General features: G+C 71.7%; 25 protein-coding genes. 13 read left to right on the forward strand and 12 right to left on the reverse strand.

Annotated elements, in window-relative coordinates; translation table 11 throughout:
* Positions 1 to 9: 9 nt before the first annotated feature.
* A complete protein-coding gene (locus ACPCJR_RS17010) occupies positions 10 to 183 on the reverse strand; it encodes a hypothetical protein (RefSeq protein WP_181425539.1) in 174 nt (57 codons plus the stop codon).
* 173 nt (positions 184 to 356) lie between these two features.
* Between ACPCJR_RS17010 and leuD the strand changes: the two genes are divergently transcribed.
* Complete coding sequence (leuD, locus tag ACPCJR_RS17015; protein ID WP_391513011.1) at positions 357 to 962, forward strand: 3-isopropylmalate dehydratase small subunit; 606 nt, start codon at positions 357 to 359, stop codon at positions 960 to 962.
* 105 nt (positions 963 to 1067) lie between these two features.
* Here leuD and ACPCJR_RS17020 read toward each other — a convergent pair whose 3' ends face one another.
* Positions 1068 to 1697, reverse strand: a complete 630-nt coding sequence (locus ACPCJR_RS17020; RefSeq protein ID WP_391513009.1) for a peptidase C15 — start codon at positions 1695 to 1697, stop codon at positions 1068 to 1070.
* Positions 1694 to 2683, reverse strand: coding sequence for a methylmalonyl Co-A mutase-associated GTPase MeaB (meaB, locus tag ACPCJR_RS17025; protein ID WP_391513007.1), 990 nt, complete (start codon positions 2681 to 2683; stop codon positions 1694 to 1696). Before meaB ends, ACPCJR_RS17020 begins: the two co-directional genes overlap by 4 nt.
* Positions 2684 to 2828: 145 nt before the next feature.
* Here meaB and ACPCJR_RS17030 point away from each other — a divergent pair, with 145 nt between their 5' ends.
* The gene (locus tag ACPCJR_RS17030; protein WP_391513005.1) at positions 2829 to 3863 is read left to right on the forward strand and encodes an alpha/beta hydrolase; all 1035 of its coding nucleotides are present in this window, start codon (positions 2829 to 2831) and stop codon (positions 3861 to 3863) included.
* Positions 3864 to 4015: 152 nt separating this feature from the next.
* On the forward strand, positions 4016 to 4360 hold the full coding sequence (locus ACPCJR_RS17035) for a hypothetical protein (protein ID WP_391513003.1): 345 nt from the start codon (positions 4016 to 4018) through the stop codon (positions 4358 to 4360).
* A 346-nt stretch (positions 4361 to 4706) separates the two neighbouring features.
* Here ACPCJR_RS17035 and ACPCJR_RS17040 read toward each other — a convergent pair whose 3' ends face one another.
* Both ACPCJR_RS17040 and ACPCJR_RS17045 read right to left on the reverse strand, forming a co-directional pair.
* Positions 4707 to 6587, reverse strand: a complete 1881-nt coding sequence (locus ACPCJR_RS17040) for a S9 family peptidase (protein WP_391513001.1) — start codon at positions 6585 to 6587, stop codon at positions 4707 to 4709.
* 71 nt (positions 6588 to 6658) lie between these two features.
* A complete protein-coding gene (locus tag ACPCJR_RS17045; RefSeq protein WP_391512999.1) occupies positions 6659 to 7576 on the reverse strand; it encodes a L,D-transpeptidase in 918 nt (305 codons plus the stop codon).
* 339 nt (positions 7577 to 7915) lie between these two features.
* Between ACPCJR_RS17045 and ACPCJR_RS17050 the strand changes: the two genes are divergently transcribed.
* The 4 genes from ACPCJR_RS17050 (at position 7916) to ACPCJR_RS17065 (ending at position 14844) form a co-directional block, all read left to right on the forward strand.
* Entirely contained in the window at positions 7916 to 8164 is a 249-nt protein-coding gene (locus ACPCJR_RS17050) for a hypothetical protein (protein WP_391512997.1), read from the forward strand.
* A 144-nt stretch (positions 8165 to 8308) separates the two neighbouring features.
* Complete coding sequence (locus tag ACPCJR_RS17055; RefSeq protein WP_391512995.1) at positions 8309 to 9556, forward strand: exonuclease SbcCD subunit D; 1248 nt, start codon at positions 8309 to 8311, stop codon at positions 9554 to 9556.
* 12 nt (positions 9557 to 9568) lie between these two features.
* The gene (locus ACPCJR_RS17060; RefSeq protein WP_391512993.1) at positions 9569 to 13315 is read left to right on the forward strand and encodes an AAA family ATPase; all 3747 of its coding nucleotides are present in this window, start codon (positions 9569 to 9571) and stop codon (positions 13313 to 13315) included.
* A gap of 272 nt (positions 13316 to 13587) precedes the next feature.
* On the forward strand, positions 13588 to 14844 hold the full coding sequence (locus ACPCJR_RS17065; RefSeq protein ID WP_391512991.1) for an MFS transporter: 1257 nt from the start codon (positions 13588 to 13590) through the stop codon (positions 14842 to 14844).
* Between the two features lie 63 nt (positions 14845 to 14907).
* On the opposite strand, the gene ACPCJR_RS17070 is transcribed toward ACPCJR_RS17065, so the two are convergent.
* Together ACPCJR_RS17070 and ACPCJR_RS17075 are read right to left on the reverse strand one after the other, a co-directional pair.
* On the reverse strand, positions 14908 to 15669 hold the full coding sequence (locus tag ACPCJR_RS17070) for a ComF family protein (RefSeq protein ID WP_391512990.1): 762 nt from the start codon (positions 15667 to 15669) through the stop codon (positions 14908 to 14910).
* 23 nt (positions 15670 to 15692) lie between these two features.
* A complete protein-coding gene (locus ACPCJR_RS17075; protein WP_391512988.1) occupies positions 15693 to 15914 on the reverse strand; it encodes a hypothetical protein in 222 nt (73 codons plus the stop codon).
* A gap of 195 nt (positions 15915 to 16109) precedes the next feature.
* Between ACPCJR_RS17075 and ACPCJR_RS17080 the strand changes: the two genes are divergently transcribed.
* Both ACPCJR_RS17080 and ACPCJR_RS17085 read left to right on the forward strand, forming a co-directional pair.
* Complete coding sequence (locus tag ACPCJR_RS17080; protein WP_391513103.1) at positions 16110 to 17003, forward strand: methyltransferase domain-containing protein; 894 nt, start codon at positions 16110 to 16112, stop codon at positions 17001 to 17003.
* Entirely contained in the window at positions 17000 to 17356 is a 357-nt protein-coding gene (locus tag ACPCJR_RS17085; RefSeq protein WP_391512986.1) for a DUF427 domain-containing protein, read from the forward strand. Before ACPCJR_RS17080 ends, ACPCJR_RS17085 begins: the two co-directional genes overlap by 4 nt.
* A gap of 155 nt (positions 17357 to 17511) precedes the next feature.
* Here the strand turns inward: ACPCJR_RS17085 and ACPCJR_RS17090 are convergent, their stop codons facing one another.
* From ACPCJR_RS17090 to argJ, 4 genes are read right to left on the reverse strand one after another with little or no spacing between them, the layout of a single operon-like run.
* Positions 17512 to 19050 carry a DUF6880 family protein gene (locus tag ACPCJR_RS17090; protein ID WP_391512984.1) on the reverse strand — a complete coding sequence of 513 codons (1539 nt, stop codon included), beginning with the start codon at positions 19048 to 19050 and terminating at the stop codon, positions 17512 to 17514.
* A 31-nt stretch (positions 19051 to 19081) separates the two neighbouring features.
* Positions 19082 to 19501 carry a (deoxy)nucleoside triphosphate pyrophosphohydrolase gene (locus tag ACPCJR_RS17095; protein ID WP_391512983.1) on the reverse strand — a complete coding sequence of 140 codons (420 nt, stop codon included), beginning with the start codon at positions 19499 to 19501 and terminating at the stop codon, positions 19082 to 19084.
* Positions 19498 to 20214: an SIMPL domain-containing protein gene (locus ACPCJR_RS17100; protein ID WP_391512981.1), complete on the reverse strand. Its 717-nt coding sequence runs from the start codon at positions 20212 to 20214 to the stop codon at positions 19498 to 19500. Before ACPCJR_RS17100 ends, ACPCJR_RS17095 begins: the two co-directional genes overlap by 4 nt.
* Positions 20211 to 21455, reverse strand: a complete 1245-nt coding sequence (gene argJ / locus ACPCJR_RS17105) for a bifunctional glutamate N-acetyltransferase/amino-acid acetyltransferase ArgJ (RefSeq protein WP_391512979.1) — start codon at positions 21453 to 21455, stop codon at positions 20211 to 20213. The genes ACPCJR_RS17100 and argJ overlap by 4 nt, the downstream gene beginning before the upstream one ends.
* A 226-nt stretch (positions 21456 to 21681) precedes the next feature.
* Here argJ and ACPCJR_RS17110 point away from each other — a divergent pair, with 226 nt between their 5' ends.
* Together ACPCJR_RS17110 and ACPCJR_RS17115 are read left to right on the forward strand one after the other, a co-directional pair.
* The gene (locus tag ACPCJR_RS17110; RefSeq protein ID WP_110352654.1) at positions 21682 to 22152 is read left to right on the forward strand and encodes a histidine kinase; all 471 of its coding nucleotides are present in this window, start codon (positions 21682 to 21684) and stop codon (positions 22150 to 22152) included.
* Between the two features lie 83 nt (positions 22153 to 22235).
* Positions 22236 to 22790 (forward strand): glutathione peroxidase, encoded by a 555-nt coding sequence (locus tag ACPCJR_RS17115; RefSeq protein ID WP_391512977.1) that lies wholly within the window; start codon positions 22236 to 22238, stop codon positions 22788 to 22790.
* A gap of 28 nt (positions 22791 to 22818) precedes the next feature.
* Here ACPCJR_RS17115 and ACPCJR_RS17120 read toward each other — a convergent pair whose 3' ends face one another.
* Positions 22819 to 23043, reverse strand: coding sequence for a hypothetical protein (locus tag ACPCJR_RS17120; protein WP_391512975.1), 225 nt, complete (start codon positions 23041 to 23043; stop codon positions 22819 to 22821).
* 99 nt (positions 23044 to 23142) lie between these two features.
* Here ACPCJR_RS17120 and ACPCJR_RS17125 point away from each other — a divergent pair, with 99 nt between their 5' ends.
* Both ACPCJR_RS17125 and ACPCJR_RS17130 read left to right on the forward strand, forming a co-directional pair.
* Entirely contained in the window at positions 23143 to 23370 is a 228-nt protein-coding gene (locus ACPCJR_RS17125; RefSeq protein WP_391512973.1) for a hypothetical protein, read from the forward strand.
* A gap of 90 nt (positions 23371 to 23460) precedes the next feature.
* On the forward strand, positions 23461 to 23703 hold the full coding sequence (locus tag ACPCJR_RS17130; protein WP_110352658.1) for a DUF2188 domain-containing protein: 243 nt from the start codon (positions 23461 to 23463) through the stop codon (positions 23701 to 23703).
* Positions 23704 to 23917: the final 214 nt, after the last annotated feature.

Raw genomic sequence — 23917 nt, forward strand, 5'->3', positions numbered from 1 at the left:
CCCACGCCGTCACCGGCGGGGTTCGTCCTTGCGCAGGTGGCGGCCATAGGCCTGCTCCTTGTCCTCGCGCTCCTTGATCAGGTCGGCGTAGGCCTGCCGCATCTCGGCCGAGACGGCCACGCTCTTGCCCTTCGAGGGCTTGCGCTTGGGCGCCTTCTTGAAGGTGTCGGGTGTTTCGGCCATCGGCGTGTCGCGATCCTCGCTGAGCGATTCCCTTCGTCATAGCGCAAACCCGGTGCGGTGCGGAACATCGCGCGTCGGGCTCGACTACCGGCTGGGCGATCGGGCTGCTAGAAGGCGGTCGAGCGGAGCCGGTCGCGGTATCGCCGGCCGGCACGACGATTTCGAGAAGAGCGATGGACAAGTTCACGACCCTGGAGGGCGTCGCCGCGCCCATGCGGATCATCAACATCGACACCGACCGCATCATTCCCAAGCAGTACCTCAAGACGATCAAGCGCACCGGGCTCGGCGAGGGCCTGTTCTCGGAGATGCGCTACAACGACGACGGCTCGGAGAACCCGGACTTCGTCCTCAACCAGCCAGCCTACCGCAACGCCAAGATCCTGGTGGTGGGCGATAATTTCGGCTGCGGCTCCTCGCGCGAGCACGCGCCCTGGGCGCTGGCCGATTTCGGCATCCGCTGCGTGATCTCCACGAGCTTTGCCGACATCTTCTTCAACAACTGCGCCAAGAACGGCATCCTCGCGATCGTCGTCTCGCCCGAGGATCTAGAGAAGCTGTTCGAGGATGCCGAGCGCGGCTCCAACGCCACGCTGACGATCGATCTCGCTGCGCAGACCATCAAGGGCCCGGACGGCGGCACGCTGCATTTCGACATCGACGAGGGCCGCAAGCACAACCTGCTCAACGGCCTCGACGAGATCGGCCTGACGCTGGACCAGAAGGCTCCGGCGATCAACGCCTACGAGGCCAAGCTCGCCGCGCGCGGCTGGGCCTGACCGCCTAGAGCTGTGCCCGACCACGTTAGGTCGGGCGCAGCTCCAAGCCTTTGTTGTGCCGCGCTTTCTTTCGACGAACCGGTGTCCACTTCGTCGGAAAGCGCTCTAGCCGAAGTTCCGCGTCACCCGGCTGCGCAGGACGAGCACCCGCGCGGCTTCAGCGAACGCCTCCGCCCACAGTTCGAGGGCGGGGCGATGCCGCCCTCCCCCGGCTCGCGGGCGCTTCGTGCGCGGCGGCATCGGGATGTGGAGGAAGACCGCCGGGCAGCCCTCGGCGAGAACCCGATAATACGAGGCGTTGCAGAGGTAGCGGCCGGCATCCCGCGACGGGGCGGCAGCGAGCCCGGCCCGCCTCATGGCGAGCCGCACCTGGGCCGCCGCCGGGCTCGGGCGCAGAGCGGGGCCGTCGGGCTGGACGCTGAGCTGCCGGCCCACCGTCCCGTCCGCATCCGGAAACAGCCGGCTGACCCGGTTGACCGCCCGGGTCTCGACGCAGACACGGCGGCGCCGGGCCGCGACCCCGATCATCAGCACGGCGCCGGGCTTGGCGGCCAGAGCCGGCGCGAGCTGCGCCTCGAGAGCGGCGTAGCGGGTATCGAGCACGAGGCAGTCCGGCGCCTCACCGAGGATACGGCGCAGGCGGGGCAGCGCCGCGAGCCGTCGGGCGAGGCGCCCGCTCGGGTTGTCCGGCACGGTGGGGAACGGACCGAAGCCGGTGACGAGAAGTCGGCTCACAGGCCGATGAGCGCGGCAATCGCATCGGCCCCCGCCGCGGGCGAATGCGCGCCGCCGGCGACCGCCCGCTCCGCCTCGGCGGTCGCCTTGCGGACCTCCGCACTGCCGACGAGGCGCTGGTGCAGCCGCTCGTGCACGAGCGCCCACATCCACTTCACGTCCTGCTCGCGGCGCTTGCCCGCGATCTCGCCGGTGGCCGTGAGGCGGTTGCGGTGGTCCTCGATCCGGCTCCAGAGGGCGTCGAGACCCTTGCCGTGCAGGCCCGAGATCGTGACGACGGGCGGCGTCCAGGTGGCGGAGGGCGGCGTCAGGATGTGGAGCGCGGCGCGATACTCGGAGGCCGCGGCATTCGCCCGGCGCTCGCCCTCGCCGTCATCGGCCTTGTTGACCGCGATCATGTCGGCGAGTTCGAGGATGCCCTTCTTGATGCCCTGGAGCTCGTCGCCCGCCCCCGGCAGCATCAGCACGAGGAAGAAGTCGGTGAGGTCGGCCACCGCCGTCTCGGACTGGCCGACGCCCACCGTCTCGACGAGGATCACGTCGAAGCCCGCCGCCTCGCACAGCAGCATGGTCTCGCGGGTCTTGGCCGCGACGCCGCCGAGCGTGCCCGATGAGGGCGAGGGCCGGATGAAGGCGTTGCGGTCGATGGCGAGGCGGGCCATCCGCGTCTTGTCGCCCAGGATCGAACCGCCGGTGCGCGTCGAGGACGGATCGACCGCGAGCACCGCAACCTTGTGGCCGGCACCCGTCAGCTGCGAGCCGAGCGCGTCGATGGTGGTGGACTTGCCCACGCCCGGCACGCCCGTGATGCCGACCCGGATCGCCCGTCCGGTCTGCGGCAGCACCGCGTCGATGAGGTCGCGCACCGCTACCCGGTGGTCGGCCCGGCGCGATTCCGCCAGCGTGATGGCGCGGGCGAGCGCCGCGCGGTCGCCGGCCAGGAGTCGCTCGCGGAGTTGATCCATGTCGGGGAGGGTCGCGCTCATGGCCCCTTCATGCCGGGACGCTGCGCGGGCGTCGAGTGCTCAAAGCCCCAATCGTGCCCCGCCACGGCCAAGATCGTGGGCGAAGGAGGATCGCCCAGCGCCGGACCGCCACCGGGGCGGGCCTTTTCGGGGACCACCACCGGCCATGCAGCCCTCCGACGCGACCCGCCGCTCCCTGCTTCGCCTGATCGGCCTTGGCGGTGTGGTCAGCCTCACCCCCGGCCTCTCGGCCTGCGTGATGGACGGGCTCGCCACAGGCGCGGTCGCCGAGACGCAGTCGGCGCTCGACGTGAGCCCCGTTCTCCTCGTCGCCACCACGCGCCGGCCGGCCTCCGGCAGCCCGCCGCGGGCGCCCTATTTCGGCTCGGAGCGCGGCCGGGGCCTGAGCTTCGCCGAGGCACGGATGGCGGCGCCGGACCGCTCGCTGATCGGCAAGGTCTCGGCGGTGGTCGGCGGCGATTGGGGCATCCGCTCCGTGGGCGAGGTGACGAGCGGGCCGGGTGCAGCGGCCGCCTTCGCGCAGTCGGCCTTCGGGCGCGACGTGCTGATCTACGTCCACGGCTACCGCGAGAGCTTCGAATCCGCCGCGATCAGCGCCGCGCGGCTCTCCGACGGCATCCGCTTCAACGGCGCCTCGGCGCTGTTCACCTGGCCCTCGGCCGCGGCGACCTTCGATTACGGCTACGACCGCGAGAGCGCGCTGTGGTCGCGCGACGCCTTCGAGGATCTGCTGAAGACCCTGACGACGACGCCGAGCGGCGGGCGCATCCACATCGTCGCGCATTCCATGGGCACGCTCCTGACGCTGGAGACGCTGCGCATGCTGCGGGTCGAGGCCGGAGAGGCGGCCATCGCCCGCATCGGCGCGGTGGTGCTCGCCGCCCCCGACATCGACATCGACCTGTTCGCCAACGGCGTCGAGCGGCTCGGACCGGACGCCAAGCGCATCACCGTGATCTCGGCGACCAACGACCGCGCGCTCGAACTCTCCGGCGCCATCGCCGGCGGCGTGGTCCGCGCGGGCGCCGCCGACCGCGAACGCCTGGAGTCTCTGGGCGTGCGCGTGGCCGACGCCTCCGATTACGGCGGCGGCCTGTTCAACCACGACCTGTTCCTGTCGAACCGCGAGGTGCAGGCGGTGGTCAAGCGCGCCATCGCCCGCGGCAGCAGCGGCGCCTGAAGCGGAACGGCGCCTTCGCGCGCGTTTCGCCCATCGACGAATCCCGCATGCGCGTCCTACAAGCGCGCCGAACCCGGCCGCTCCGGTCCGGGTTTCCCGCGCGGACCGTTCACCGGCCCGTGGAGCTTTCCCCTCTTCCGAGGATGTTCCCGATGTTCACGCTCGAGATCGACGGCACGGCGATCGCGGTCATCAACGGCGACGAGGCGACCGCCCGCGACCTGTTCACCTGCGATGGCTTTAAGGAAGACATCCGCACCATGACGATCGACGGCCGTCCGATCTGGAACGGCACCTCGGCGCTGACCGTGCGCAAGTCCACCGAGGACGAGATCGAGGAGTTCGAGGACGCGCTGGCCGCCGATGACGGCGAGGGCGACTTCGAGCCCGACGAGCAGCACGCCGCCGAGGGTGACGGCTCGGACGACGAGGACGAGGCCGACATCGTTTTCCTCGTGGATATCGACGACGAGGACGAGCAGACGCTCGACGCGTGAGGAGCGGCCCCGTCGGCCGAGAGGCTGCCGGGGCAATTTTTCGCTGAGCTGCGGCGCGGGGCTGAATCGTTTCGGCTTCGCTCCGCAAAGACGGTGATGGCAGCCTGTCCGGTCATCGTGATCGGTGGGGCGAAGCAATCCGAGCGTGATCGCAAGCGAGCAAGGCGCCGCGGCGGTCCCATATCGTCTTCGGTCGATCGCCTCGGCCTTCGCCCCTCTCCGTCATCACGAGCGAAAGCGAAGCGATCCAGGGCGCGACGTCTCCGGACGGGTCGCGCCCTGGATTGCTTTCGCTGAGCCTCGCAAGGACGACGGAAGAGACCGAAGCAATCAAACGGAAGTCGTCTCAGCCTTCCCGCACCACCTGCATCGTCGTTCCCGCCGACTCGGCCTCGCGGATCGGCTCGCAGCGCCCGCCGAGATGGCGCGCCAGGAAGGCCTCGGCGCGGGCGAAGAAGGCCAGTCGGTTGGCCGGGCGCACGAGTCCGTGGCCCTCGTCGGGGAAGAGCAGGTAGGTCACCGGAATGCCGCCGCGCTCCATCGCGGCGACCATCTGATCGGATTCCGCCTGCTTCACCCGAGGGTCGTTGGCGCCCTGCACGATGAGAAGCGGCGCCTTGATGCGATCGGCGAAGTGGACCGGCGAGCGCTCGCGGATCAGGGCCATGCCCTCCTCGGTGTCGGGATCGCCGATGGCGCGGTGGAGTTGCGCGCGCATCGCCTCCCAGTAGGGCGGGATCGTCCGCACCAGCGTCTCGAGATTGGCCGGGCCGACGAGGTCGATGCCGCAGGCATAGGAATCGGGGTTGCGGGTCAGCGCCATCAGGGTGGCGTAGCCGCCGTAGCTGCCGCCCATGATGGCGACGCGGGCGGGGTCGGCCACGCCCTGCGCCACTGCCCAGGCCACGGCGTCGCTGAGGTCGTCGTCCATCCGCCGACCCCATTCGCGGTCGCCCGCGTTGAGGAAGGCCTTTCCGAAGCCGATCGAGGAGCGGAAGTTGACGCTCAGCGCCGCGTAGCCGCGGTTGGCCAGCCATTGGTGGATGCCGTCGAAGCCGAAGCTGTCGCGCCCCCAGGGGCCGCCATGGACGAGCAGCACCAGCGGGCCCGGTCCTTGCGCGTCGAGCGGGCGGGTGAGGTAGGAGACGAGGTCGAGGCCGTCGCGTGAGCGGATGATGGCCGGGCTCATCGGCGCCAGCGGCGCGCCGTCGAGTTCGGGCCGGGCGCTGCCGAGGGAGCGCAGCGTCTTGCCCCGGCGATCGTAGAGCGCAGCCTCGCCGACGCGCGTGTCGGCGCGGGCGACGATGATCCAGATCGCATCGTCCTCGGTGCGGCTGGCCGGATACCAGTCGCCGAGGTTCTGCGTCCCCAGGAAGGCGAAGTCGTCGGCAAAGCGCGGGTCGAGCACGTGCCAGGACTTGCGGGCATGCGTGACCGAGTAGGCCACGGGCTCGTGCGTCTCGACGTCCTGCAGCACCGCGCCGATATCGGCCTCGTCGTGCGCGGCGAGCACGCGGGTCTCGCCCGTCGCGAGGTCGATCCGGGTCAGGGCGGCCGTGTCGCGGCCGCGGCTGTCGCGGCAGAACAGGGCGGTGCCGGCTGCGTCGAGGTTCTCCGCGCCCGAGACGCGGGCATCTTCGGCCGGGAAGGTGAGCCAGGGCTTCCAGTTCGCGCCGTCGCGGGCGAGCAGTTCGCTCGATCCGTCGGGACGGTTGCGGACGGCGAAGCGCACCGCGTAGCGCTCATCGATCAGGAAACCGGCAAAGCCCGGATTCTCGACCACCAGGGTCCGCTCGCCGGTGGCCAGATCGATGCTGTGCAGGTCGTGGAAGCGAGGGTCGCGATCGTTTATCGCCACGAGCACGCGGTCGCGCACGATCCGGCTCAGGCCCACGATCCCGGCGGCGATGCCGGGGATCGGCGTGAGGTCGCGCCGCTCGCCCGTGATGAGGTCGACGGCGTAGAGATGGTTGTTCTCGTCCCCGTCCGCGTCCTGCACGGTGAGCAGGTGGCGCCCGTCATAGGCGAAGGCGAAGGTGTCGATGCCCCGGCGCCGGTCGGTGGTGACGGGCGTGGCGGCGTCGAGATCGTCGATCGGCGCCGACCAGACGTTGAGCACGCCCTCGAAGGGCGCCACCCAGCCGAGGCGGCGCCCGTCCGGGCTGATCTGATGTCCGTACCGCGTCGGGTTGCCGAAGAGATGCTCGCGCGGAATCAGATCGACCATGGCGTTTCCTCGAACCGGGCGCCCGTCGCCGACGGCAGCGGGCTTGTCCAGGCGGGGAAACTACCGCGCGCTCAGCCGAGCACCACCACCCGCGCGCCGACCTCGACCCGGTTGAACAGGTCGATGGCGTCCTGGTTGATCATGCGGATGCAGCCCGAGGAAACGCTCTTGCCGATCGAGTGCGGCTCCAGCGTGCCGTGGATGCGGAACAGCGTGTCCTTGTTGTTCTGCCACAGATACATCGCCCGGGCGCCGAGCGGGTTGCGCGAGCCGCCGGGCACGCCGAGGCCGCTCTGGAGCTTGTCGACCTCGCGGGCGAGGTCGGGCCGGCGGGCGATCATCTCCTTGGGCGGGTACCAGTCCGGCCAGGCCTGCTTCGAATTGACGGTGGCCGTGCCCGACCACGAGAAGCCCTGCTTGCCCACGCCGACGCCGTAGCGCCGCGCCCGGCCGTTCGGCAGCACGAGGTAGAGGAAGTGCGCCCGCGGATCGATCACGATCGTGCCCGGCGGCTCGGCGGTGCGGAAATCGACTTCCTGGCGCAGGAAGACCGGATTGAACTTCTTGTAGGGGATCGCCTGGACCGGGAACGGCTCGTTGGCGATTGCCGCGTAGGCGCGGGTGTAGTCGATCGGGCCGTTGTCGGGCTCCTGGGGCGGCACCGGATAGCCGGCCTGCTGCTGGCGCGGCGTCTGGTTGGGCGCTTCCGCGGCAGGAGGCTCGCCGGCGCGCTCGGCCCGGCGGCGGGCATAGGCCTCCGCGTCGAGGTCGGTCTGCGAATCGGGCACCGGGCGGCCGTTGCTGACGCGGCCGTTGTAGGGAACGTACTGCCCGCCCTGGCGGCGGTAGAGCTGGCCGTTGCCGTCCTGATAAAGGCGGTCGTCGTCGAAGCCGTCGAAGGTCTGGGCCAGGGCGCGGCCCGGCAGGCTGGCGAGTCCGAGGCTCGTCGCGGCCCCGAGGAGAAGCGTACGGCGGTTCTGAAGTGACATGGATCGCTCGATCGAATGGGCCGGGCGGGACACGTCTTCCGCAATCGGAAAGACGATGCCGAACGTCCGGGCCGGCTGAACTGCCCCGCTTGCTCACTATCAAGGAAGCGAAGGTCCGTCAGCGCCGGACTGCACATGCGAGCCCATCACACCGCGACTGTGCGAACATTGTGTCCGCGAGGTTACAGGCAGGCCTGTTATGCGCTTTCGAGATGGCTTTAACGATTTCGAAAAAAATGTGCGGATGCCGTGGCGAATTGTGGCGCGCGGCGATTGCTTTGGCCGGGCCACTCACTAGATCGAGCGTGGCCGTATGGCCCCGACCACGGACTCATCCCCTTGCGCGCCTCGATCCTCCGCCTCTCGCTCGGATTGCTTTGTCTCGGCCTGACGCTGCCGAGCGAGGCCCTGGCCGCCCGCAAGGCCGCGCCGCCCCGCAAGGCCCCGCCGCCGCTGGCCCAGCCGGCCCCCGTCGCGCCGCAGACCGCCTGGACGGCAGCCGAGCCGTCCAATTGCTCGCGCGTGCGGCGCAAGCTCTGGCAGGCCGATCAGGGCTGGCTCGTGAAAACGGTCACCGTCTGCCACTGATCTGCCACCGAGCGGATACGCGCGGAATCACAGGAGATCCAGGCCCGGTGGCCGGCGGCCACTCGAAGCCGGCTGCGCAAATCGCTACAAGCCGATCCTGACGGTCGCCGCTGCGGCCCGGTTCTCGCGCGAGTGGCGTCTCCAGTGATCCGCGTCCTCCACACGGGCGATTGGCATATCGGTCAGACCCTGCGCGGCTTCTCGCGCGAGCGCGAGCACGACGCCGTGTTCGGGCGGCTGGAATCGATCGTCGTCGAGCGCGAGGTCGATGCGCTGGTCGTGGCCGGCGACGTGTTCGACAGCCAGAATCCCTCCGGCGAGTCGCAGGCGCGGTTCTACGCGCTGATGGCCCGATTGCACGCGGCGCGCCCGGCCATGACCATCGTCATCACCGCCGGCAATCACGATGCCGCGGGCCGGCTGGAGGCGCCGCGGCCCCTGCTCGAAGCGATCGGCGTGCACGTGGTCGGCAACGTCCGCCGCCGCGACGGCGCGATCGACCTCGAGCGGCACCTCGTGCCGGTGCGCGGCGCCGACGGCGAGACGGCCGCGCAGGTGCTCGCCGTCTCCTACCCCACCGCGGCTTGCCTGCCGCCGCTCTCCTCGCTCGGCCGGCAGACGCGGGCCGGCGACGCCTCGCCGATCGTCGGCGCGGTACGCGATCTCTACGGCCAGCTCTTCGAGGCGGCGCGGCCGCGCCTGCAGGGTCTGCCGCTGGTCGTCACCGGCCATCTCCACGTGGCGGGCGGCCTCGAATCCGAGGGTGCCGAGCGCCGCATCCTCGTCGGCGGCGAGCACGCCGTGCCGGCCGACGTGTTTCCCGACGAGGCGCGCTACGTGGCGCTCGGCCACCTCCATCGGGCGCAGGAACTCGGGCGCGGGCAGGTCCGCTATTGCGGCTCGCTGATCCCGCTCTCGGCGGCCGAGCAGCCCTACCGCCACGGCGTGACCCTGGTGACGCTCGGAACCGGAGCGGCGGCCATCGAGCATATCGAGATCGCCCGGCCCGTGCCCTTCCTGCGCCTGCCGGCCTCCGGCGACATTCCGCTGGCCGATCTCGGCGACCATCTCGCCGCGCTGGGCCTCGATCCGAGCCTGCCCCTGGAGGATCGGCCCTACATCCAGGTCCGGCTCGCCCGCGAGGGCCTGCTGCCCGGCTACCGGGCGGAGGTGGACCGCATCGCCGAGGGCTTTCCGGTGCGCGTGGTGGATGTGCGCGTCACCGTGCCCCCGCGGGTCGCCGCCGAGGTCGCGCAGACCGAGGCGCCGCCCCCGCGCTTGTCGGAGCGCGACCCCGAGGAGCTGTTCCGCCTCGCCTACCGGGCGAAATGGGACGAGGAGCCGGAGCCCGCCCATCTCGACGTGTTCCACCGCGCCCGGGCCGAGGCCTGAGGGGTTTCCGCCATGCGCATCCTGGCGATCCGCGGCGAGAATCTCGCGAGCCTCGCCGCACCCTTCGCGGTCGATCTCGCGGCCGAGCCATTGGGCGCCACCGGCCTGTTCGCGATCACGGGCGAGACCGGGGCCGGCAAGTCCACTATTCTCGACGCACTCTGCCTCGCGCTCTACGGGCGCTATCCCCGCGTGACTGGGGTTCATAAGGAGAACGTCCCCGATCCGAGCGGCGAAGCGCTGACTGCCAATGACGGGCGGGCGATCCTGCGCCGGGGCGCCGCATCGGGCTACGCTGAGGTCGATTTCATCGGCCGTGACGGCGTCGCCTACTGCGTCGGCTGGGAGACATATCGCGCCCGCAACAAGGCGACCGGCCGTCTCCAGGCCGAGCGGCGGCGACTTCATCGCCTCGATGACGGCAGCGCCGTCACCTCCGGCAAGATGGCAGTCCTCGAGAAGGTGGTCGAGCTGACCGACCTGAACTTCGACCAGTTCCGCCGCACGGTGCTGCTGGCGCAGGGCGAGTTCGACGCCTTCCTGCTCGCCGCCGAAAGCGAGCGGGCGGAGCTGCTCGAAAAGATCACCGGCACGGCAATCTATTCCGAGATCTCGAAGCGGGTTCACCTCGGCTTCGAGGAGCACCGCCGCGCGGTCGAGGCGCTCGAGATGCGCCGCCAAGAGATCGGCCTGCTCGACGAGGACGGCGTGAGGGCCCGCGAGGCGGAGCGGGCGGAGCGCCTGGCTCAGGTCGCGGCTTGGCACGCGGAGCAGGAGGCGGTCGGCCGCATCCTCGAAACCGCCCGCCGCATCGAAACGGCGCGCATCGCGCTGGCGCAGGCCGAACAACGCGCCGCGGCGACCCGGGAGGTCTCGGCCGCCGCCGCCTCGGACCGGACGCATCTGACCGAGCTCGACGCGGTCGAGCCGCTGCGCGGGCGCGTCGAAGCGTTGAACGAGGCGGGCCGCGAGCGTGAGGCGGCACGGGCCGCAGTCGAGGCCGTCCGGGTTCGCGTCACGGCGGCGCAAGGCCGCGCCGAGGCCTGCGAGGCCAAGCGCGCCGAAGCGAGCGCCGCGGACGAGGCGGCGGAAACCGTGTTCAAGAGTTTCGGCCCGGTCTGGGATCGGGCCGCCGCGCTCGACGCCGCCGTCGCCCATGCGGAGCAGGAAGCGGCCGGAGCCGGGCAGGCCGCGAGCCGCGCCGCCGAGGCGGCGGAGACGGCGAAGATCGCCCTGGCCGCGCTCGACCTGCGCCTTATGGGGGCGCGGGAGGCCGGGGCGGCCGCAGCCCGTCGCCTCGACGCCGACCGCGCCCACGCCCCCCTGGCAGAACGCGGCGACGAGTTCGCCCGGCGCATCCGCGAACGGGCGCAGCTTCGTGGGCAGGCCGAGGCAGCCGCGGCGGAAGGCGCCGCACGCCGAGGCGAGATCACGGCGTGCGAAGCCGACGCGCAGGCCGGAACGGCCCGCCTCGCCGCGCTTCGTGCGCGCCGGGAGGCGCTGGCCGCCGCCCGTGCCGAACGCGAGGCGGCGCTCGAAGCCCTGGCCGAGCCGGCGGCGCAGCTCCGGGCTGGAGCCCTCGAAGGCCTGCTCGATCTGTTGCGCGAGGCCTACGCCCTGGCCGGGCGCCATGCCACGGCGCTCGCGGATCGCGCGGCCGCCGCCGAGGCGGAGGCGGAGGCCGGAGCGGCCTTCGCCGAGGCCGCGGCGCGCTACGCTACCGAGGACGCGGCGCTTCAGGAGGCTGGAATCCGGCGCAGCGAGATCGCACCGCTGGCCGAACTCGCCGAAGAGAGCGTCTCGCGCGAGGCCGCGCGCCTGCGCAGCCTGCTCGTGCCTGGCAGCCCCTGTCCCGTCTGCGGCAGCGCCGACCATCCCCACGCCCACGAATCCGAGGGTGCGCTCGGTCGGCTCGCCGGGGAGATGCGCGCCCGGCGCGCTGAACTCGATGAGCGGATCGGCGGGCACCAAACCGCCCGCGACCGCGCCCGCGGCGACGCGGCGGCGGCGGAAGGTCGGCTCGAAGACGCGCAGGAGCGGGCCGCCGCGGCCGCCGAAGCCGCGGCGGCGGCAGGCACCCGCTACCGCGCCGCTCTGCCCACGCTGGCCGCCTCCCTCGAAGCCGCCGGGCTCGCTTGCTTGCTGCCGCAGGAGCCCGATGCGCCGGTGCTGGCCGCAACCGGGGCGGCGGCGCGGGCCGAGCGCGATGCCGTTCTTCGATCATTGACGGCCGCGCGGACCCTGCGCGGCGAGATCGACGGCCTGATCCGGGACCGCGACGCGGCCGAGGCGCGGGCGGAGGCGGAGACCCGTGCCCTCGACGCCCTCACCCGGCGCCGGACCGAGGCGGGGCTCGCCGCCGAGCGGGCCGAGAGCATGCGCGCCGCGCTGCTCCAACGCGTCGCCGATCTCTCGGACGAGATCGGCCCTGCCCTGAGTGCAGCCGATCTGAGCCTGCCCGATCTCGACCGCGCCCCGGAGGAAGCGGCCGATCGCATCGCCGCGCTCGGGCAGGCCTACGCGGGTCTGCGCGCGCAGCATGCGGAACTCGAGGCCCAGATCGCGGCCCTGGCTCCGGAGCGGGCCGCCGCGGCTGCCTTGAGCGAGACCGAGGCGCGAGGGGCGGCCAAGGCCCGCACGGAGGCGGCCGAGCGGCAGGCGCGGCTGGCGCAGGCACGGCAGGAGCGGGCCGGCCTCCTCGGCGGCGAGGCGACCGGCACCCACCGCACCCGGCTCAACAACGAGCGCCACGGGGCGCGCGATGCGCTGAAGGAGGCGCAGGCGGCCTGTGCCGAGGCGGCCCGCGCCTTGACGGGCGCCATCACCGAAGCGGCCGGCGCCGCCGCGGCCGCGGAGCGTGCCGACGCCCGCCACGCCGCGACCGAGGCCGCCTTCACCCAGGCTTGCGGTGCGCGGGGACGCGAGGCGGTGGCCGCCCTTCTCGCGCTGCCTCCGGAGGCGCGAACCGCGTTGCGCGCGCGCCTCGACCGGCTGTCGCGTGAGGAGAGCGAGGCCGCGACCGCGCTCGCCACGCGCCGTGCCGATCTCGATGCGCTCCACTCGGAGGTCGCGATCGACGTGGCGGCGGCCCAGGCTGAATCCGCACGGCTCTCGGACTCGATCGCGGAGGCACAGCAGCGGTTGGGTGCCCTCGATGCGGATTTGCGCCGGGACGAGGCGGCACGCGCCAAGGCCGCCGACCTCGCTGGCGAGATCGAGACGGCGCGGGCCGAACTCTCGACCTGGCACCGGGTCGAGGAGGCGATCGGCTCGGCCGGGGGCGACCGTTTCCGCCGCTTCGCGCAGGGCGTGACCCTCGATCACCTCGTTCATCTCGCCAACGAGCAGCTTCGGGCGCTCAGCCCGCGCTACCGCCTCGCCCGCAGCGCGGGGGCCGACCTCGCCCTCCACGTGGTGGACCGCGACATGGGCGACGAGCGCCGGGCCACGCGCAGCCTGTCGGGGGGCGAGCGCTTCCTCGTCTCCCTGGCGCTGGCGCTCGCGCTGTCGGGTCTGGAGGGGCGGCAATCCTTCGTCGACACCCTGTTCATCGACGAGGGCTTCGGCTCGCTCGACGCCGAAACCCTCGATCTCGCGGTCGATGCGCTGGAGACGCTCCAAGGTCGCGGCCGGAAGGTCGGCGTCATCACCCACGTTGCCGGCATGATGGAACGCATCGCCGTGCAGATCCGCGTGGAGAAGCGCGGAAGCGGCAGAAGCGTCGTCCGCGTCGTGGATCGCGGCACTGCCCTCGTTTGAGGCAGGCACACGGTTGCATCCTTCCTAGGCATCGCTGCACGGCCGAGCGGCAAGCGCCACCGTTTCGCGCGCTTCGCTCGGGGATCGCCGGCGAAGAGGGCGTCCGAGGACTTGGCACGAGGGCTGCATCGGGTTTTGCCGCTACCTCCGGGTGGCAGGCGGGGCAACGGCGCCCCGCGATGCGGACGGCGCCTGTCCGGACAACCTCCCCGCATGAGCGGCCCCGCCCGGCACGGCCGGGCGGCGCGCGTCAAAGCCGAACGAGCACGCCGATGGCTTCCTTCAAGACGGTCATGAAGTCGGGACACCCCCCGACCCTGTTCGCCGCTTTCCTCTACTTCGATTTCTGCTTCGCGATCTGGGTGCTGAACGGCGCCATGGGTCCGTTCATCACCGAGACCTACGGGCTCAGCCCGGCCCAGACCGGCTTCATGATCTCGCTGCCGATCCTCGCAGGCGCGATCATGCGCTTCCCGCTCGGCGTGCTCGCCCAGTATATCGGCCGCAAGAACGCCGCGCTCACCGAGATGGGCGTCATCGTCCTGGCGATGATCTACGGCTTCTTCTTCGTCTCCTCCTACAACGACGTGCTGGCGATGGGCGTGCTCCTCGGCATTGCCGGAGCGTCCTTCGGCGTGGCGCTCTCGCTCGGCTCGGGCTGGTTCCCGCCGGAGCACAAGGGGCTCGCCATGGGCATCGCGGGGGCCGGCAATTCAGGCACCGTGCTCGCCGTGCTGTTCGCCCCGCCGCTGGCTCAGGCCTATGGCTGGCAGGCGGTCTACGGCTTTGCCGGCATCGTGATGATCGTGCCGATCCTGGTGATGATCTTCCTCGCCAAGGAGCCGCCGGATTGCCACGGCCAGAGCTTCAAGGAGCACGTCTCCTGCCTGTTCACCAAGGACGGCTGGGCCTTCTCGCTGATCTACGTCATCACCTTCGGCGGCTTCATCGGTCTTTCGAACTTCCTGCCGACCTTCTTCTACGAGCAGTTCGCCGTCACCAAGGTCGAGGCCGGACGCCTCACCATGCTCGCCGCCCTGATGGGTTCGGGCATCCGTATCGTGGGCGGCTACTATGCCGACCGCATGGGCGGCATCCTCGTGCTCTCGCTGGTCCTGCTCGCCGCGATCGGCTCCTTCCTGGCGCTCACTGCGACGCCCTCGCTGGCCGTCACCACGATCCTGTTCATGCTCTGCTTCGCCGCACTCGGTGCGGGCAACGGTGCGCTGTTCCAGCTCGTGCCCCTGCGCTGGCCCACCAACACAGCCGTGGCCGGCTCGATGATCGGCGAGGTCGGCGCCCTCGGCGGAGCGATTCTGCCCAACGTCATGGGTCTCTCGAAGCAGTACACCGGGGGCTTTGCCACCGGCTTCGTCTCCTACGCGGTGTTCACGGGCGTCGTGCTCGGCTGCCTCTTCCTGTGGCAGCGCAAATGGGTCGGCAGCTGGGTCGGCCCGCGGGGCAAGGTGCTCGACCAACCGACGGAGACGCAGCCCGCCGGTGCCCGGATCGAGCACGCGACCGCCTGAGGCGGGTGCGGTCGGACCATTCCGGACCGGGGGCCTTCGCGGCCCCCGTTTCGCGTCGGGCGGTTAGAGCCCGTCCCGTGTCACGGTCGCGAAGGTGAGCAGATCGATGCGCGCCGCACCGCCGCGCAGGAGGACTCGCGCAGCCGCGTTGCCGGTCGCGCCGGTGGTCGTGACGTCGTCGATGAGGAGCAGGCGGCGCCCGGCGATCCTCGGCCGCGCCCCGTCCAGCACACGGAAGGCTCCCTGCAGGTTCTCGGCACGCTGGAAGCGGGTGAGACCCACTTGGGGCCGCGTCGCCTTGACCCGCGCCAGTGCCCGCAGGTCGCAGGGTTTGCCGGAGAGTCGTCCGATCTCGCGGGCGAGGAGGGCCGCCTGGTTGAAGCGCCGCCGCCACAGCCTGAGGCCGTGCAGCGGCACCGGCAGGATCAGATCGGCCTCGTTCAGCAACTCGCCCCCGGCCGCGGCCATCATGCGGGCCATGGTCCGGGCGAGGTCGAGGCGGTCGTTGTATTTGAGGCGATGGACGAGGTCCCGCGCGGTGCCCTCGTAGATCGCGACCGCACGGGCGCGGTCATAGACGGGCGGCTCCGCGATCGCGCCCGGCGAGATCAGGGAACCGATGCCGAGATCGAGCGCGAAGGGCGTGCCCAGACGCTCGCAGAAGGGCCGTTCGATCAACCGAAGCCCGCTCCAGCAGGCGGCGCAGAGCGCATGCGGGTCGCCCGTAGCGGCTCCGCAGCCGACGCAGGTCGGCGGGTAGATGAGGCCGATGGCGGTCGCCGCCGCCCGGCGCAGGCCCTCCGCGAGTCCGGGAAGGCCGCGCACGCGGACGGGGCCGCCTCAGCCGATCAGCGGCCGGTGCTCCCGCTGTCCTGGGCCGCCTTGTCCTTCTTGTTGGCCCGATGATGGCCGACGGCACAACCGGCCGCAGCACCCGCAACGCCGTGACCGACGGCGTGCCCGGCAAGGCCACCCACCACGGCGCCCTTCATGCAGCCCTTGGCCTCCGCAACGCTGGAGAGAGCGACGGCGGCAAGGATCAGACCGGCGCGGATGAAAATCCGTGTCATGTTCAATCTCCTTGATCGACCGGCAGAAACGGACATTGCAAGCTTCGGTTCCCGGACATTTCGCCACCGAAGGATAACGAATCGTAAGCCACGATCGGACCGTCCAGACCCTTGTCGAGACAGGCGTTGTCCGGGATGCGAGTCTGCGGCCCGACCCTGGCCGACGCCGCCCCGCCGCACCATCTGCCGACATCCATGAACACGACCTCTCCCCTCTTCGATTCCGGCCTCGTCCGCCACCGCATCGGGCGAGCCCGTGCCGGCGGCTATGCCGGCTTCCTGCTGGAACGCGTCGCCGACGATCTGGAGGATCGTCTGACGGCGGTGACGCGCGCTTTCCCCCTCGGGCTCGACTTCGGCACGCCGCTGCCGGCCCTGGCCGAGCGGCTGCGCCGAAGCGGACGGGTCGAGCGGATGATCCGCCTGAGCCCGGTCCCGGAACCCGGTGCTTCGCTGGTCGGCGATCCCGAATTCCTGCCCTTCGGCGCGACGGCGGGATTCGATCTCGCCGTCTCGGCGCTGGCGCTTCAACACGTAAACGATCTACCCGGCACGCTCATCCAGGCCCGGCGCGCCTTGAAGGCGGACGGCCTGCTCGTCGCCTGTCTGCTCGGCGGGGCGAGCCTGACCGAGCTGCGTCAGGCCTTTCTCCAGGCCGAGAGCGAGACGGAGGGCGGCGCCAGCCCCCGCGTGGCACCGTTCGCCGAGCTGCGGGATCTCGGCGGTCTGATGCAGCGGGCGGGTTTCGCCCTGCCGGTGGTGGATGCCGACACCATCACCGTGCGCTACGGCGATCCGTTCGCGCTGATGCGGGACCTGCGGGCCATGGGCCTGACCAACGCGCTGAGCGACCGCCGCCGCACGCCCCTGCGCCGCCGCACGCTCCTGCGCGCCGCCGAGATCTACGCCGAGCGCTTCTCCGACCCGGACGGGCGCCTGCGGGCGACCTTCGAGATCCTGTGGCTCTCGGGCTGGGTGCCCCACGAGAGCCAGCAGACGCCGCTGCGGCCGGGCAGCGCGAAGGCACGCCTCGCCGATGCCCTCGGCACCGCCGAACATACCTTGCCGCTTCGGGGAGACGAACCGTGAAGGAGCCTGGGCCTCACCATCCGATCACGATCACGCCGCATGCGGGCCGTGTGCGGGTGATCGCCGGGGGACGCATCGTTGCCGAGACCGACCGGGCGCTCGAACTGCGCGAGGCGGGCTACGGGACCGTTCTCTACATCCCGCGCACGGATATCGACGCCGCCGCCCTGGCGCCGAGCCCGCAGCGCAGCCATTGCCCCTACAAGGGCGAAGCATCCTACTTCGATCTCGCCCACGACGGCGCGCTGCGCCCGGCCGTGGCCTGGAGTTACGAGAACCCGTTCCCGGCCGTCTCGCGCATCCGCGGGCACGTCGCGTTCTACCCGGATCGCGTCGACGCGATCGAAGGGTGAGAACGGGTTCGACGCTGCGACGAAGCATGCTTGCCCCGTCATGGCGAGGCGGAGCCGAAGCCATCCAGGGCTCCGTACGATCCGGAGAGGTCGCGCAGTCCGATCGCCTCGCTGACGCTCGCGATGACGCGCGCGTGGCGTTCATGGTTTGGCCGTCAGCCCGCCACCTGTGACCAGAACCCGCTCTTACGCCCGTGCGCCTTGCGCAATCCCGCCGCATAGGCCTCGTGGCTCGGGGAAAGGTCGCCGGGCGCCAGTTCCCGGGACAGTTCGCCGAGCCGCGCGAGGTGGCGGGCGCCGTGCCCGTAGGCGGGGGCGCGGCCGCGCTCCAGGATGTCGTCGATGAGCGCGCGGTAGAGGATGCTGGCCGCCAGCGGGTGATCGGGCTCCAGCGCCTCGGCGGCCGGCGCCAGCAGCTCCCAGATGCGGCCCGACCATTCCCGGCGCCGATCGAGTACGAGGCGCGCGGCGCGCTCGAGATTCGGCCAGCGGATCAGGAAGGAGAGCGCGCCGTGCGGGTCCTTGCGGCTCGCGGCGTGGACGAAGGCGCGCTCCAAGGCCTCCTCGTCCTCGAAATCGGGGAGACGGGCGAGATAGTCGCGCAGAACATCCGGATCGAGGCTCGCCTCGAAGCGCGACCAGCGCAGGCTCTGGGCCTCGTCCTTGCGCCCAAGGGCGTCGAGGATACGGATCTCGACCGCCTCCCGCGCCCGGTCGGGCCCCTTGGCGTCGAACTCTCCCGCGATCAGATCGGCGCGGGTGACGACCCGCATGCCCCGCTTCTGGGGGCGCCGGATCCAGTCGAGGGCCTCCGCCGTGCGGCCCGCCGCGAGCAGACGCTCGGCCACCGCGACGGTGTCGGGCCGTTCCGGCGACATCGCCTGCTCGATGGCGATGAAGGCGTCGGCGTCGCCGCGGATGTCGGCGATGACCTGACGCAGGCGGTTGAGGCGGTGACGCTGATAGCGCCGCTCCCATTCCTGGCCGCCGGCGGCGAAGACAGCAGCGCCGCTCTTTCCCTCGGAAGCCGGCAGCGCCGCGACCGCCTCCGTCAGGGCGTCGTCGAGGGGATCGAGCGCCTCCGCCGGGAGGTTGGGGAGGAGATCGACGAGCAGGCCGCCGATGAGGCCGAACCCGTCCCCTTCGAGACCGGCGAGGGCGCGTGTCGCGAAGCGCACGGCCGCATCGGCAGGCAGGGACGCCGCAAGGCCGGAGGCGGCTTCCGCCGCCGCCTCGTAGACCGCGTGCACCTGCCCGCTCGAATCGTCCACCCGCTCCAGCGTGGCGTCGGCGCCGAGCAGGAAGCGCAGCAGCCGGTCGAGGGCCAGCCCCGCATCGAGGGGTTTCAGGTCGGCGAGGATGGTGGCGAGCGTCGCGTCGAGGTCGGCGGCGAAGGCCCGGCGCTTCTGCCAGTCGATGGTGCCGCGCGCCTTCTCCAGAGCCGAGAGGCGCCGGTCGATCATGGCCGCCACCGTGTCGGGTCCCTGAAGGGCCGCCAGCGCGGCGCTGACCCGCTTCTTGAAGGCGGCGCTCTGGCCGACCTCTTCGAGCACCAGCGCGATCAGCCGCTCCTGGCTCAGTGCGGCGAGGCTCTCGCGGGTCGGGGTCGTGCTGCGGGACTTGCGCGGCTTCGCGGCGGCCGGCTTCGTCTCCGCTGCCGCCGTCTCGACCGCCGCCTTCGTCCGTCGCGCCATCCCGCCCGTTCCCCGCCGGCCCCGGCCCCGGTCAGGGGCCGAGCAGATCGATCAGGAAGGGGATCAGCGGCAGATCGGCCGGCGGCATCGGCAGGTCGCGCAACGCGCCCGGGCGGACCCAGCGGAGCGCCTGCGCCTCGCGCGACTGCGGAAACCCTTCCCAACGCCGGCAGATGTAGAGCGGCATGAGCAGGTGGAAATCCGGATATGCATGGCTCGCGAAGGTGAGCGGCGCGAGGCACGGCTCCTTCACCGCGATGCCGAGTTCCTCGGCGAGTTCGCGGATCAGGGTCTCCTCCGGGCGCTCATCGGGCTCGACCTTGCCGCCGGGAAACTCCCACAGGCCCGCCAGCGCCTTGCCCTCCGGGCGCTGGGCCATCAGCACCCGCCCGTCGCCATCGACCAGGGCCGCCGCGACGACGAGCAGCAGCTTGAGAGGAGGCGCGCTCATCGGCCGATCGCGAAGACCGCCTCGACCTCGGCCGCGGTCTCGATCGAGCCGGCCTCGACCGGCACGGCGGTGCGGCCGCGCGGCGCCGCCGCCTTCGCCATGGAGAGGGCGTAGGGCATCGGGCGCGGCTCGGCCCGGGGGGGCGAGTCGATCGACAGGACGGAGCCGAGCTTCACGCCGGTCGCCTCGGCGATGCGCTCGGCCTGGGCGCGCGCATCCTTCACCGCCGCGACCTGCACCGCGGATTCGGCCGCCGCCGGGTCGCGCAGGCCGAAGCTGATCCCCTCGATGCGGTTGGCGCCGGAATCGAGCGCGCGCCGCATCAGCTCGCCGAGCTTGCCCATGTCCGCGAGGCGCACGCGCACGCGGTTGCCCGCCGTATACCCATCAGCCTGCTCGTCCGTCGTGCCGTCCGGTCGGCGCACGGTTCGAGTCCGCGGCTGGAGCGTGACGGAGGAGGTGCCGATATCGGCCTCGGCCACGCCCATCTCCCGCGCCGTGGCGATGATGCCCTTGGCCGCCCGGCTCGCGGCGTCGAGGGCGGCGGCCGGGGTGGCGCCGCGGCTCTCCACGCCGATCTGCACCGAGGCGAAATCCGGCGCGATCTCCTGCGAGGCCCGGCCGATCACACGGATGCGGCCTTCGTCGTCCGCCGCCGCGGGGGCGATGGGAAGCGCGAGGAGCGCCAGCGCGGCGAGGGGGGCGAGCTTCACGAGCGGTAATCTCCGTTGATCGCGACGTAGGCCTTGGTGAGGTCGCAGGTCCAGACCCGCGCCCGCCCCCGGCCGAGCCCGAGATCGACCCGCACGGTGATCTCGGGCTCGCACATCACGGCGCTGGCCGCATCCTCGCTGTAATCGGGGTCGCGCGCGCCCTGCACGGCGACGCGCACGTCCCCGAACCAGATCGCCAGCCGGTCGCGGTCGGCGGGTTCGCCGGCCTTGCCGACGGCCATGACGACGCGGCCCCAATTGGCGTCCTCGCCGGCCACAGCCGTCTTCACCAGCGGCGAGTTGGCGATCGACATGGCGATGCGGTGGGCCGACGCGTCGCTTTCGGCGCCCTCCACCTCGACGGTGACGAGCTTGTTGGCGCCCTCCCCGTCCCGGGCGACGAGCTGGGCCAGCTCGATCAGCAGGTCGTCGAGCGCGGCGCGGAAGGCGGCCAGCCGCGGGTCGCCGGCGTCACCGACCGCCTCGTTGCCCGCCGCGCCGGTGGCGAAGAGCAGCAGGGTGTCGGAGGTGGAGGTGTCGCCGTCCACGGTCACGCAGTTGAACGAGGTCTTGGTGCCCTCGCTCAGCAAGCTCTGCAGCACCTCCTGCGGCAGGGCCGCATCGGTGAAGGCGAAGGAGAGCATCGTCGCCATGTCGGGGGCGATCATGCCCGCGCCCTTGGCGATGCCGTTGATCGTCACCGGAACGCCGCCGATCTCGGTGCGGCGGGTGGCGAGCTTCGGGAAGGTGTCCGTCGTCATGATGGCTTTGGCCGCCTGCGCCCAGGCCTCGGCGCCGCCCTCGGCCCGCGCGGCGCAATCGGCCAGCACGCCCTCGAACTTGCGGGCGTCGAGCGGTTCGCCGATCACGCCGGTCGAGGCGATCATCACGGCGGACGGGGCGCAATCCGCCGCCTGCCCGGCGATCTCGGCGGTGAGCGCCACGGCCTCGCGGCCCTTCAGGCCGGTGAAGGCGTTGGCGTTGCCCGAATTGACCACGAGCGCCCGCGCGCCGAGGCCCGTGGTCAGAGCCTCGCGGCACCAATCGACCGGGGCGGAGGGGCAACGGGAGCGGGTGAACACCCCGGCCACGGCGGTGCCCTCGTCGAGCGCGACGTAGAGCACGTCGGTGCGGTTCTTGTAGCGGATGCCGGCCTGGGCGGTGGCCAGACGCACGCCCGCGATCTCGGGCAGCGCGGGCGTGTCCGACGGCGCCAGCGGCGAGATTTCGGTGGATGACATCGGTCGGCTCCGTCTCTGATCCCGTGCCCGCCCCGGCGGGCGGCGCGAAAGCGGCGCCCTCGCACGCGGACGCGACACCGGGATGAAGCCCGGTATCGCCGGCCGTTCTCTCGCCCCCGGGCCGTCGCGCGTCAACACGCGCAGCGAGCCCGGCTCGGGGCACCGCCGCCGGCGCCTTGCGAAAAGCGGAGCCACTTGAATCCGTTACGCAATACGATAACCTCGAATGATGCAGCGCAAATTGGATCTGGACGACGGCCCGATCGACACTGCGATGTCCTTCGCCGGTGCGGAGGGAGCCGCACCCTCTTCGTCGCGCAGTTGCTACGGCGTCCAGGTTCTGATCGCGGGGCGCCGCAAGCAGTGGCGCGACGACGTGATCGGGCAGATCCGGCGCGCCGGCTACAGCGCGATCACAGTCGATTCCGCCGTCGACGCCCTCACCGTCCTCGTGCTCGGCCTGCCCGTCGACGTGCTCGTGACCGATGCGGAGCTGCACGGCACGATGGGCTTCGGAGAACTCGCCGCGGAAGCGCGTGCGCTGCGGCCGAATCTCGGCATCGTCGTCGCCTGCGACGGTGCGATCGCGGATTGCATCGAGCGGATGCCGTCGGACACGCTGCTGGTGCCGCGCCCGGCGGAGGAAGAGGCGGTCGCGACCTCGGTGCGCGAAGCCCTCGCCGCGCGCGCCGCCTGAGGCCGAGGCGCCTGCCGCGACGATAGGGCCCGTACCGCGAGATGCGCTGCGCGTGGCAGCCTCCGGTCCGGAGGAATCACGCCATGACGATACGACGCCGCGAGTGCCTCGCCCTGCTCGCTCTCTTCGCTGCGGCGCCCGCACGCGCCGGGGAGGCCGGACCGGCCGGAGCCTTCGCCTTCGACAAGCCCGGCGGCGGCAGCCTTCCTCTGGCCGATCTGGCGGGCAAGCCCATCCTCGTCGTCAACACCGCCACGGCCTGCGGTTTCGCTCCACAATTCGCCGGCCTTCAGGGCCTGTGGACCCGCTTCGGCGAGCGGGGCCTGACGGTGATCGCCGTCCCCTCCCCCGATTTCGGCAACCAGGAACCGCTCGACGGGATCGCCATCGCCGAGGCGGCGCGCAAGAACCACGGCGTCACCTTCCCGGTCACCGACAAGACCCATGTCCGGGGCGCGGGCGCGCACCCGTTCTATCGCTGGGCGGCGGAGCAGAAGCCCGGCCAGACACCGCAATGGAACTTCCACAAGTATCTGATCGGTCGCGACGGCACCCTGCGGGCCGCCTTCGCCACGCCGGTCGATCCGAGCGATCCGCGCATCGTCAGCGCCATCGTCGCGGAGCTGGGGCAGGCCTGATCCGGCCGAGCCTCGTCCGACGGCGTCGTCACCGCCCCGGAATGGGAGCGGGCGGAACCGGTCCCCGCTCGATCCGGGCCGGGGGACGGGGCCGGGCGGCGCGCACAGGCCGAAGGCGGCCCTCGGGCTCGACCAGCCGCGGCGGAGCCGAGGGGTAGTTCGAGGCGAAGGGGTTCGACGGCACGCCCTGCGCCGAGCAGGGCAGGACGCCCAGGCAGAGGCTCGCGGCGGCGAAGGCGAGGATCGGGCGCATCGGGCGTGTTTTTTCCGGGCGAAGCGGTCTCGTGCCAGCATAGGGCGGCTTCCCATATGGCGACAGGCCGCGCCGCGCCGCGGCTTCGGGAGGTCCGACATGGAACCGCACAGCTTCGAGCATGACGGGATCGTCTACGAGGTGGATTTCGAGCGCCGGCCCGAGGGCTGGGTCGCCCGCATCCGGCCCGAGGACGGGGCGGAGGCGCATGTCTTCGCCTTTCCCGACGGGGTCGGCTTCGATCCGCAGGACGTGCGCGGCTCCCTCATCGCCGGCTGCCGGGCGGTGGTCGAACGGCTGCCGCGGCGCTCGCCCACGCGGCACTGAGACCCTGGGGATACGGAACCTCCGGCAGCGCGACCGGTTCGGCCTCCAAGACACGGGCTCGCCCGAACGGAAGCGAACGGATTTCCGCAGATGACCGAAGTCACCTACCACATCGTCGAGCACGACGGCGGCTTTGCCTACAAGGTCGGGGACGTGTTCTCCGAGACCTTCCCGAGCCGGCAGGAGGCGCTGGAGGCCGCGCAGGCCGCCGCCGCCGAGCAGCAGGTGCCGGGTTCGACCGAGGGCATCCGCTACCAGGATGGGCGCGGACAGTGGCACGACGAGACCGCCCAGGGCAGCGACCGCCCGATCGCCCGCGTGGCGGAGGATTGATACGGTTTCCGGTTGATCGCTTCGGTCTCCTCCGTCGTTCTTGCGAGGCTCAGCGAAAGCGATCCAGGGCTCCGCACCTTCCGGACAGGTCGCGCTCTGGGTCGCTTCGGCTCCGCCTCGCGATGACGGAGAGGGGCGAAGGCCGAGGGGATCAAACGGAGACGATATGAGGCGTCCCGTCCGATTGCCTCGGCTGTCCTATCGAGCGTCGGCG

It is taken from the genome of Methylobacterium sp. NPDC097929, assembly GCF_049543375.1.
Lineage (GTDB): Bacteria > Pseudomonadota > Alphaproteobacteria > Rhizobiales > Beijerinckiaceae > Methylobacterium.

Coding starts and splice junctions, on each gene's coding strand:
- ACPCJR_RS17010 (WP_181425539.1), bottom strand. CDS start 183: ATGGCCGAAACACCCGACACCTTCAAGAAGGCGCCCAAGCGCAAGCCC.
- leuD (WP_391513011.1), top strand. CDS start 357: ATGGACAAGTTCACGACCCTGGAGGGCGTCGCCGCGCCCATGCGGATC.
- meaB (WP_391513007.1), bottom strand. CDS start 2,683: ATGAGCGCGACCCTCCCCGACATGGATCAACTCCGCGAGCGACTCCTG.
- ACPCJR_RS17030 (WP_391513005.1), top strand. CDS start 2,829: ATGCAGCCCTCCGACGCGACCCGCCGCTCCCTGCTTCGCCTGATCGGC.
- ACPCJR_RS17035 (WP_391513003.1), top strand. CDS start 4,016: ATGTTCACGCTCGAGATCGACGGCACGGCGATCGCGGTCATCAACGGC.
- ACPCJR_RS17040 (WP_391513001.1), bottom strand. CDS start 6,587: ATGGTCGATCTGATTCCGCGCGAGCATCTCTTCGGCAACCCGACGCGG.
- ACPCJR_RS17045 (WP_391512999.1), bottom strand. CDS start 7,576: ATGTCACTTCAGAACCGCCGTACGCTTCTCCTCGGGGCCGCGACGAGC.
- ACPCJR_RS17060 (WP_391512993.1), top strand. CDS start 9,569: ATGCGCATCCTGGCGATCCGCGGCGAGAATCTCGCGAGCCTCGCCGCA.
- ACPCJR_RS17065 (WP_391512991.1), top strand. CDS start 13,588: ATGGCTTCCTTCAAGACGGTCATGAAGTCGGGACACCCCCCGACCCTG.
- ACPCJR_RS17075 (WP_391512988.1), bottom strand. CDS start 15,914: ATGACACGGATTTTCATCCGCGCCGGTCTGATCCTTGCCGCCGTCGCT.
- ACPCJR_RS17080 (WP_391513103.1), top strand. CDS start 16,110: ATGAACACGACCTCTCCCCTCTTCGATTCCGGCCTCGTCCGCCACCGC.
- ACPCJR_RS17090 (WP_391512984.1), bottom strand. CDS start 19,050: ATGGCGCGACGGACGAAGGCGGCGGTCGAGACGGCGGCAGCGGAGACG.
- ACPCJR_RS17095 (WP_391512983.1), bottom strand. CDS start 19,501: ATGAGCGCGCCTCCTCTCAAGCTGCTGCTCGTCGTCGCGGCGGCCCTG.
- argJ (WP_391512979.1), bottom strand. CDS start 21,455: ATGTCATCCACCGAAATCTCGCCGCTGGCGCCGTCGGACACGCCCGCG.
- ACPCJR_RS17110 (WP_110352654.1), top strand. CDS start 21,682: ATGATGCAGCGCAAATTGGATCTGGACGACGGCCCGATCGACACTGCG.
- ACPCJR_RS17115 (WP_391512977.1), top strand. CDS start 22,236: ATGACGATACGACGCCGCGAGTGCCTCGCCCTGCTCGCTCTCTTCGCT.
- ACPCJR_RS17120 (WP_391512975.1), bottom strand. CDS start 23,043: ATGCGCCCGATCCTCGCCTTCGCCGCCGCGAGCCTCTGCCTGGGCGTC.
- ACPCJR_RS17125 (WP_391512973.1), top strand. CDS start 23,143: ATGGAACCGCACAGCTTCGAGCATGACGGGATCGTCTACGAGGTGGAT.
- ACPCJR_RS17130 (WP_110352658.1), top strand. CDS start 23,461: ATGACCGAAGTCACCTACCACATCGTCGAGCACGACGGCGGCTTTGCC.